The organism is Klenkia terrae (genome assembly GCF_900491935.1).
GTDB lineage: Bacteria > Actinomycetota > Actinomycetes > Mycobacteriales > Geodermatophilaceae > Klenkia > Klenkia terrae.
In genome coordinates, this window is the sequence record NZ_UEXK01000009.1 from 3,100 (window position 1) to 10,781 (window position 7,682).

Consider the following 7,682-nt stretch of genomic DNA (forward strand, 5'->3'; position numbering starts at 1 on the left):
CTTGCTCCAACCATGTTCACACCGATGGTTGTTGTCTGCAACCTCATTGCCCGGAGACCTGCCTCACGACGCACGACGGCCGCGTCCCCCGGGTGCGGGGACGCGGCCGTCGTGGCGGTCGTGGCGGGGGGGGGGGGGGAGGGGGGGGGCGGGGGGGCCGTCTGCGCCCCCCCGGGCCCCCCCCGCCGGGTCAGCCGGGCGGGGAGCGCGCCGCGGGGGGGGGCGGCGGCGGGCGCCCCCGCGGCCCCGGCGGGCGGGCGCGGGGGCCGGGGCGCTGTAGCCGGAGCCGTTGCTGACCTGGCCCGACACCGCGCCGCCCTCCTGCACCCGGCTGCCGGCGCCGGGGTTGGTGCCCACGACGGTGCCGGCCGGCTCGCTGGAGTCCACGCTGGTCTGCCCGGCGTAGCGCAGCCCGGCGCCCGTGATGGCCGACTGGCAGTCGCTCACCGAGCTGCAGCCGGGCACCGCGCGGGTGTTCCCGTTCTGCACCGCGGCGTCGGCCGGCGGGAAGGGGGCCGTCTGCTGGGCGTTCAGGATGGGCTCCATCGCGTCGTTCCAGATGGTCGCCGGCTTGCCGCCGCCGAACCCGCCGACGTCCTCGTTCTCCTTCGGGTTGAGCACCATCACGCTGGCGGTGTACTCCGGGGTGTAGCCGACGAACGCGGCCGAGTAGTTGCTCTGCGACGTCCCGGTCTTGCCGGCGATCTGGTGGCCCGGGACGTTGGCCCGGGTGCCGGTGCCGATCGAGCTCTGCACGTCGCCGATGAGGATCTGGTTCATCGTGTTCGCCACCCCGGCCGGGATCGCCTCCGGGTTGCAGGAGTTGCCGGTGTTGATCGGCGTGCCGTCGGGGAGGGTGGCCGGAGCACCGGCGCGGTCGGTGATGGCGGTGACCGGCGTGGGGTCGCACTGCGTCCCGCTGGCCGCCAGCGTGGAGTACGCACTGGCCAGGGCCAGCGGGCTGGTGGCCTCGGCGCCCAGGGTGAACGACCCACGGTTCTCCTCGACGATCTGGTCGGCGGTGGCGTCGATGGAGCTGAGCCCCATGCGCTGGGCGACCCGGACCGGGGCCTCCACGCTGCCCAGGGCGTCCTCGAGGGCCAGGAAGTAGGTGTTGGAGGACCGGACCAGGGCGCCGTCCATGTCCAGGGTCGGCGGGTAGTTGTTGCCCACGTTGCGCACGCAGTAGTACCCGTTGGAGTTCACCCCGCGGCACTCGCCCCGGTAGACCCGCGACACGTACGGATTGGGCGTGGTGAGCGTGTAGTACTGCGAGAAGCCCTGCTCCAGCGCGGCGACCGCGGTGAAGACCTTGTACGTCGAGCCCGAGCCCTGGCTGGACGCGGTGTTGAGCACGACCGACTCGCACGCCGGGTTGGCGGCGTCGGAGCAGAACTGCCGGTTGACGCTCATCGCCAGCACGTGCCCGGTACCGGGCTGGACCGCGGTGTAGATCCCGGCCAGCGAGTCACCCATGGGCAGGGTGTTGAGCACGGCCTGGTCGCCGGCGGCCTGCATGTCCGGGCGCAGCGTGGTCTGGATCGTCAGGCCACCGTTGTCGATCTGCTGCTGGGTCATGCCCAGCGTGCCGGTCAGGTAGGACTGCAGGTAGGAGCAGAAGAACCCGCCGATCGAGGCCCCGACGCAGTTGCGGGCCGGCGGCTGCCCCTCGGCGGTCACGACGGGCTGGGCGGTGGTGTCGGCCAGCTCCTGGTCGGTGATGTGGCCCAGGTCGCGCATCCGGTTGAGCACGACGTCCCGGCGGGCCTGCGCGTTCTCCGGCTGAGCCAAGGGGTCGTCGTTGGTCGGGCTCTGCACCAGGCCGGCGAGCACCGAGGCCTGCGGCAGGGTGAGGTCGATCGCGTTCACCGAGAAGTACCGCTGGGCGGCGGCCTGGATGCCGTAGGCGCCGGCGCCGAAGTAGGCGATGTTCAGGTAGCGGGTGAGGATCTCGTCCTTGGAGTAGGTCTCCTCCAGGGCGAGGGCCAACCGCGCCTCGCGCAGCTTGCGGCCGACGGTCTGCTCGTCGGCGGCCGCGGCCTCCTCCGGGGTGTCCGCGGTCTGCAGCAGGGTCTGCTTGACCAGCTGCTGGGTGAGCGTCGAACCGCCCTCGGCCACTCCGCCGGCGGCGATGTTCGCGGCCAGCGCACGCAGGGTGCCCTGGACGTCGAGGCCGTTGTGGTCGTAGAAGCGGCTGTCCTCGATGTCGACGATCGCCTGCTTCATGACGTCGGAGATCTGGTCCGCGGCCACCGGCGTGCGGTTGTGCTCGTAGAAGTTCGTGATCACCGTGCCGTCGGCGGCCTTGACCACCGTGTTGCCGTTCGGCGTCTGGTCGGTCAGCTCGACCGGCAGCGCGTCCAGCAACGAGGCGGAGTTCCGGGCCACGAGCCCGGTGCCCCCGACGAAGGGCAGCATCATCCCGGCGACGAGCGCTCCGGCCACGACGACGGTGGCGACGAGCTTGAACAGCGCGCCGATCTTGGACACGGCATGGGTCTCGGACATCGCAGGCCAAGGTACCTGCCGGATCCACCCGGACGGGCGTGTCGAGCAGGAATCACCGGGCGGGCGCGGGTGCCCCGCCCCACCCCTGTCGCTTCTACACATCTGACGCAGCCGGTGCCCGGGCTCAGCGCCTGGCTGGCCGAGCACGCCCCGACCGCCGTCGTCGACGCCACGCACCCGTTCGCCGCCGGCATCACCGCGAACGCCGCGGCTGCCTGCTCGGCCACCGGCACCCGGCTGCTGCGGCTGCAGCGCCCGGGCTGGACGGCGGGCCCCGGCGACGACTGGCGGTGGGTGGACGACCTGGCGCAGGCGGCCACCGTGGTCCGCGGCACGGCGTTCCTGACCACCGGCCGGCAGGGCGTCGGTGCGTTCGCCGGGCTGCCGGGCCGGGTGCTGGTGCGCTGCGTCGACCCGCCCACCGACCCGCTGCCGGCGGGTGCGGTGCTGGTGCTGGCCCGCGGGCCGTTCAGCGTGGCCGACGAGTTGGCGCTGATGCGCGAGCACGCCGTGGACGTCGTCGTCACCAAGGACTCGGGAGGCCCCATGACCACCGCCAAGCTGGTCGCCGCGCGGGAGCTGGGCATCCCGGTGGTGCTGGTCCGGCGCCCGCCGCTGCCCGCCGGGGTGGCCGTCGTCCCGACCGTCGAGGAGGCCCTGGCGTGGCTGCGCTGACGCTGTTCGACCTGGACGGGACGCTGGTCGACTCCAGCCCGGGCATCAACGCCGCCGTGCGGGTGGCCGCCGCCGAGCTGGGCCTGCCCGAGCCGACCGCCGACCAGCTCACCGCCATGGTCGGCCCGCCGCTGCAGGACGGGTTCGCCGCTGTCCTGGGCGTGCCGGACGCCGACGTCGAGCGCGCCGTGCTGGCCTACCGGGCGCACTACACGGCCGGGGCGATGTTCGACGCCCCCGTCTACCCCGGGGTGGCCGAGCTGCTCGCCGGGCTCCGCGGCCGCGGCGAGCTGCTGGCCGTCGCCACCTCCAAGCCCGCGGAGTTCGCCCGCCGGATCCTGGACCACGTCGGGCTGCTCGACGCCTTCCACAGCGTGCACGGCGCCACCCTGGACGGCCGGGTCCGGCACAAGCACCAGGTGGTGGCCCTGGCGCTGGCCGAGCACCCCGACGGGACGCAGCCGGTGCTGGTCGGCGACCGGGCCCAGGACGTCGTCGGCGCGCGGGTGCACGGGCTGCCCTGCATCGGGGCGGGCTGGGGGCCGGCCCGTCCCGGCGAGCTGGCGCAGGCGGGCGCCGCGGTCGTCGTGGACACCCCGGCGCAGGTGCTGGGCGCGCTGGACGTCGTCCGGCTCTGACCCGGGCGGGTGATCACCCGCCCGGGGACTGCGCGCCGGGCCGTCCGCGGCCGATCACCTCTCCGACAGGACACACGGTCCTCGCAGGGGAGGTGGAGCGTGGAGCTACCGGTGCCGGGTGCACTCGTCGACGTGGTCGCGGGCGCCGAGGTGGTGACCGCCCAGGTCGTGCAGCTGCGCGCGGGCAGCGTCGTCCTCGACCTGCCGGTCGACCCGGCCGTGCCCGAGCCGCTCCGGCTGTACTGGAGCACCTCCGAGGGGGTGCACACCGTGCTGGCCCGGGTGGCGCTGCGCTGGCCGGTCCGGACCGGGGTGCGCTGGCAAGTGCTGCCGATCGGCACGACCGAGCCGGGCAACCGCCGGGACGCCGTCCGGGCACCGCTGCGGCTCCGGTTCCAGGTCACCGAGCGCGGGTCGGGTGCGGTCTTCCGCGGGCGCACCACCGACCTCAGCGAGAACGGCATGCGCGGCCGGCTGGAGGCGACCTCGACCGCGCCGTCCGAGGGCGCGCCCGTCGACGTCGGCCTGCTCCTGCGCGGTGCGGTGTTCCCGCTGCCGGGCCGTTGGCAGACCGTGATCGGCGACGAGGACGGCTGGGACGTGGCGGTGGCCTTCACCGACCTGGCCGAGAGCATGGCCGACCTGCTGCGGTCCCACGTGTTCGCCGCCCTCCGCGAGCAGCGGCGGCTCAGCCTCCTGTGACCGGCACCGGCCGGCGGTCGCGCACCAGGCCGGCCACCGCGGTGAGCGCCAGCGCGACCACCACCGCGCCGTAGACCTCGGCGGTCGTGGTCAGCCCGAGCGGGCCGATCGCCAGCCCCGCCGCGATCGCCGGCAGGCTGAACGCCAGGTAGCTGACGGTGAACACCGCCGACAGCAGCCCGGCGCGCTCGCCGGCGTCGACCCCCTGGGTGACGGTGGCCATCGCGCCGAGGAACGCCGCGCCGAACCCGAACCCGGAGACGACGGCGGCGACGTAGAACGCGGTCAGCGAGGCGGCGGCGAGGGCGCCGATGGTGCCCAGGACGCCGACGACGAACACCAGCGCGCCGGTGACCATCCCGGTGGACGGCGCGAGCCCGCGGGTGGCCAGCGAGCCGAGGATGCCGGTGCCGTTGAGCGCCAGGATCAGCAACCCGCCCGCCACGTGGTTCTCCACGCCGTAGACGCCGGCGACCAGCGAGGGCCCGAGCGAGGCGTACAGCCCGCCCAGCGCCCAGGTGGCGGCCAGGCAGGGCAGGACGACGACGAAGGCGCGCCGGCTGGTCCGCGGCACGTGCACGCTGGGCCGCAGCGAGGCCAGCGCCCCGGGCACCCGTGGCGAGGACTCCGGCAGCCCCAGCCACACGAGGACGGCGGCCACCACGAACAGGGCACCGAGGACGCCGAACACCCACTCGCCCGGGTCGACCAGCACCTGGACGGCGATGGCCGCACCCAGGGCGCCCAGCGACAGGCCCAGCCCGGGGGAGGCCGAGTTGATCAGCGGGCCCAGCGGGCGGTCCCGGCGCTGCAGGTCCAGCAGGGCCGCGCCGAACGCCCCGGTCATCGCGCCGGTGGCCAGGCCCTGCACCACCCGGGCGGCCAGCAGCCACCACACCCCGTCGGCCACGAAGAACAACCCCATGGCCACCGCTTCGACCAGCAGGGCCACGGCCAGCACCGGACGTCGTCCGACGTGGTCGCTGAGCGCCCCGACGGTGAGCAGCGCCGCCAGCAGGGCGAACGCGTAGACGGCGAAGACCAGCGTCAAGGTGCCGGTGCCGAACCCGAACTCCTCGGCGTAGACGCGGTACAGCGGGGACGGGACGCCGGAGGCCGCGAGCACCAGGACCAGCAGCACCGCCACCGACCAGAACGCCGCGGTCCGGGAGAGTGTGCGCACTCAGCCACCAAGCCCCCCACCCTACTTCTTTCTTTTTTTTTTCAAAAGAAAAAGCGGGCATACGATCCCCTCCGGGGTCGGGGGGGCGGGGAGATGTGAAAAAGAGACGGGTCTCCCGGGAGCCCGGGGCCCCCCCCGCCCCCGCCCCCCCCCCCCCCGCCGAGAGGCCCCCGTGAACCGCCGCTCCGCCCTGCTCGCCCTGCCCGTCGTCGCCGTGCTGCTGGCCGGCTGCGGCTCCGACGACGGCGAGGCCTCGGCCGACCCCACGCCGACCTGCGTGAGCGCCGAGCCGACCGCGCAGCCGCCGTCCTCGGTGTCGACCGACCTGGCCGAGAAGCCCGAGGTGCCCGCGGACGACGCCCCGCCGCCGTGCGGGCTGGTGGTGGCCGACGTCGTGGTCGGCGACGGCACGGTGGTGGCGGCCGGCTCGGCCGTCGAGGTGCAGTACCTCGGCGCGTTCTACGGCACCGGCGAGGAGTTCGACTCCTCCTGGAGCCGCGGCCAGCAGGCGCTGCCGTTCACCGCCGGGGCGCCCGGGGTCATCGAGGGCTTCGGTTCCGGTGTGGTCGGCATGGCCGAGGGCGGCCGACGGATCATCACCATCCCCAGCGACCTGGGCTACGGCGCCGCCGGTCAGGGGCCGATCCCGGGCGGCGCGACGCTGGTCTTCGTCGTCGACATGGTCTCGGTGTCGGTGGGCTGACGCCCCGCTCAGGCCGGTGTGACGGCGGCGGCGACCGTGCGCCGCAGCAGTTCCCGCCGCCGGTCGTGCACGGCCTGGTCCTCGTCGACGGTCGCGGCGTAGACGTTGCTGACCGGTGACCAGGCCATCGACATCCCGATGACCAGCGCCATCAGGTCGTGCGGGTCGCCGGGCACCACCCGCCCGGCCGCCTGGGCGGTGGCGATCGCGCCGAGCTTGGCGGGCTCGAGCCGGCCGGTGTGCTCGGTCAGGTGGCCGCCCGGCTTGCGCTCCAGGCGGTGCCAGGTGGCCAGCCGGATGAGGTCCGGTCGCGCGAGGTACTCGTCGTAGAGCCGGACGGCCCAGCCGGCCAGGTCGTCGCCGTCGATCGGCACCACGTCGGTGATCCGGTCCAGCGAGGCCGCGAAGATGGCGTCGAAGAGCTGGTCCTTGCCGCCGAAGTAGCCGTAGAGCTGGGCCTTGTTGGTGCGGGCCTGCGCCACGATCCGCTCGACCCGGGCGCCGGCGATGCCGTGCTCGGCGAACTCGGCGGTCGCCGCGGCCACGATGCGCTGCCGGGTGGCCTCGCCGCGGGCTGTCAGCTCCAGGTCGACGGTCACCGCCCCAGGATAGACAGACCGGTTGGTCTGTTCCGTGTACGGTCTCGGGAGAGAACAGACCGAACGGTCTGTCTGGCCCTGAGGAGGACCCCGTGCGCCCCACCACCGCCCTCGCCGTCGACGGCACCGACACCGTCGTCGCCCCCCGGCCGATCACCCGCCGCGAGCTCCGCCCGGACGACGTGGCCGTCCGGGTGGACTGGTGCGGGGTCTGCCACACCGACCTGCACGCGCTCCGCGGCCGGGAGGCCGGCGGCCCGCTGCTGGTGCCCGGGCACGAGGCCACCGGCACCGTCCTCGCCGTGGGCGCGGCGGTCACCGAGCACGCCGTCGGGGACGTCGTCGCCGTGGGCAACATCGTGGACTCGTGCGGGGAGTGCCCGTCGTGCCTCGCCGGCCAGCAGAACTGGTGCACGGAGTTCCCCACCCTCACCTACGGGGGCGTCGACCGGGTCGACGGCACCCCGACGCTGGGGCTGTGGGCCGGCGAGGTCGTCATCCGGGAGTCCTTCGTGCACCCGCTGCCCGCCGGGCTGGACCCCGCGGCGGCGGCCCCGCTGCTGTGCGCCGGCGCCACCGTGTGGGAGCCCCTGCGGTCCGCCGGGGTCGGCCCCCGCACCCCGGTGGCCCGCGTCGGGCCGGGCGGGCGGGGGCCCCTCGCGGCGAGCGTCGGC

Annotated in this window: 8 protein-coding genes; 5 read left to right on the top strand and 3 right to left on the bottom strand. The window is 74.7% G+C overall.

Going from position 1 to position 7,682, the window contains the following annotated elements:
- Positions 1-63: 63 nt before the first annotated feature.
- Positions 64-2,508 (bottom strand): penicillin-binding protein, encoded by a 2,445-nt coding sequence (locus LFA75_RS23560; protein WP_225236148.1) that lies wholly within the window; start codon positions 2,506-2,508, stop codon positions 64-66.
- Between LFA75_RS23560 and cobK the strand changes: the two genes are divergently transcribed.
- The 3 genes from cobK to LFA75_RS23575 all read left to right on the top strand — a co-directional run bounded on the left by cobK (position 2,494) and on the right by LFA75_RS23575 (position 4,523).
- A complete protein-coding gene (gene cobK, locus LFA75_RS23565; RefSeq protein ID WP_225236149.1) occupies positions 2,494-3,183 on the top strand; it encodes a precorrin-6A reductase in 690 nt (229 codons plus the stop codon). The genes LFA75_RS23560 and cobK overlap by 15 nt on opposite strands.
- Positions 3,171-3,821, top strand: coding sequence for an HAD hydrolase-like protein (locus LFA75_RS23570; RefSeq protein ID WP_225236150.1), 651 nt, complete (start codon positions 3,171-3,173; stop codon positions 3,819-3,821). The genes cobK and LFA75_RS23570 overlap by 13 nt, the downstream gene beginning before the upstream one ends.
- A 111-nt stretch (positions 3,822-3,932) precedes the next feature.
- On the top strand, positions 3,933-4,523 hold the full coding sequence (locus tag LFA75_RS23575) for a PilZ domain-containing protein (RefSeq protein ID WP_225236151.1): 591 nt from the start codon (positions 3,933-3,935) through the stop codon (positions 4,521-4,523).
- Here the strand turns inward: LFA75_RS23575 and LFA75_RS23580 are convergent.
- Positions 4,510-5,706 (bottom strand): MFS transporter, encoded by a 1,197-nt coding sequence (locus LFA75_RS23580; protein WP_225236152.1) that lies wholly within the window; start codon positions 5,704-5,706, stop codon positions 4,510-4,512. The two genes, LFA75_RS23575 and LFA75_RS23580, sit on opposite strands and share 14 nt — an antisense overlap.
- Before the next feature lie 172 nt (positions 5,707-5,878).
- Here LFA75_RS23580 and LFA75_RS23585 point away from each other — a divergent pair, with 172 nt between their 5' ends.
- Positions 5,879-6,409, top strand: a complete 531-nt coding sequence (locus LFA75_RS23585; protein WP_225236153.1) for an FKBP-type peptidyl-prolyl cis-trans isomerase — start codon at positions 5,879-5,881, stop codon at positions 6,407-6,409.
- An 8-nt stretch (positions 6,410-6,417) separates the two neighbouring features.
- On the opposite strand, the gene LFA75_RS23590 is transcribed toward LFA75_RS23585, so the two are convergent.
- Positions 6,418-7,008, bottom strand: coding sequence for a TetR/AcrR family transcriptional regulator (locus LFA75_RS23590; protein ID WP_225236154.1), 591 nt, complete (start codon positions 7,006-7,008; stop codon positions 6,418-6,420).
- A gap of 92 nt (positions 7,009-7,100) precedes the next feature.
- Here LFA75_RS23590 and LFA75_RS23595 point away from each other — a divergent pair.
- On the top strand, positions 7,101-7,682 hold a 582-nt coding region (locus tag LFA75_RS23595), incomplete at its 3' end, for an alcohol dehydrogenase catalytic domain-containing protein (protein ID WP_225236155.1).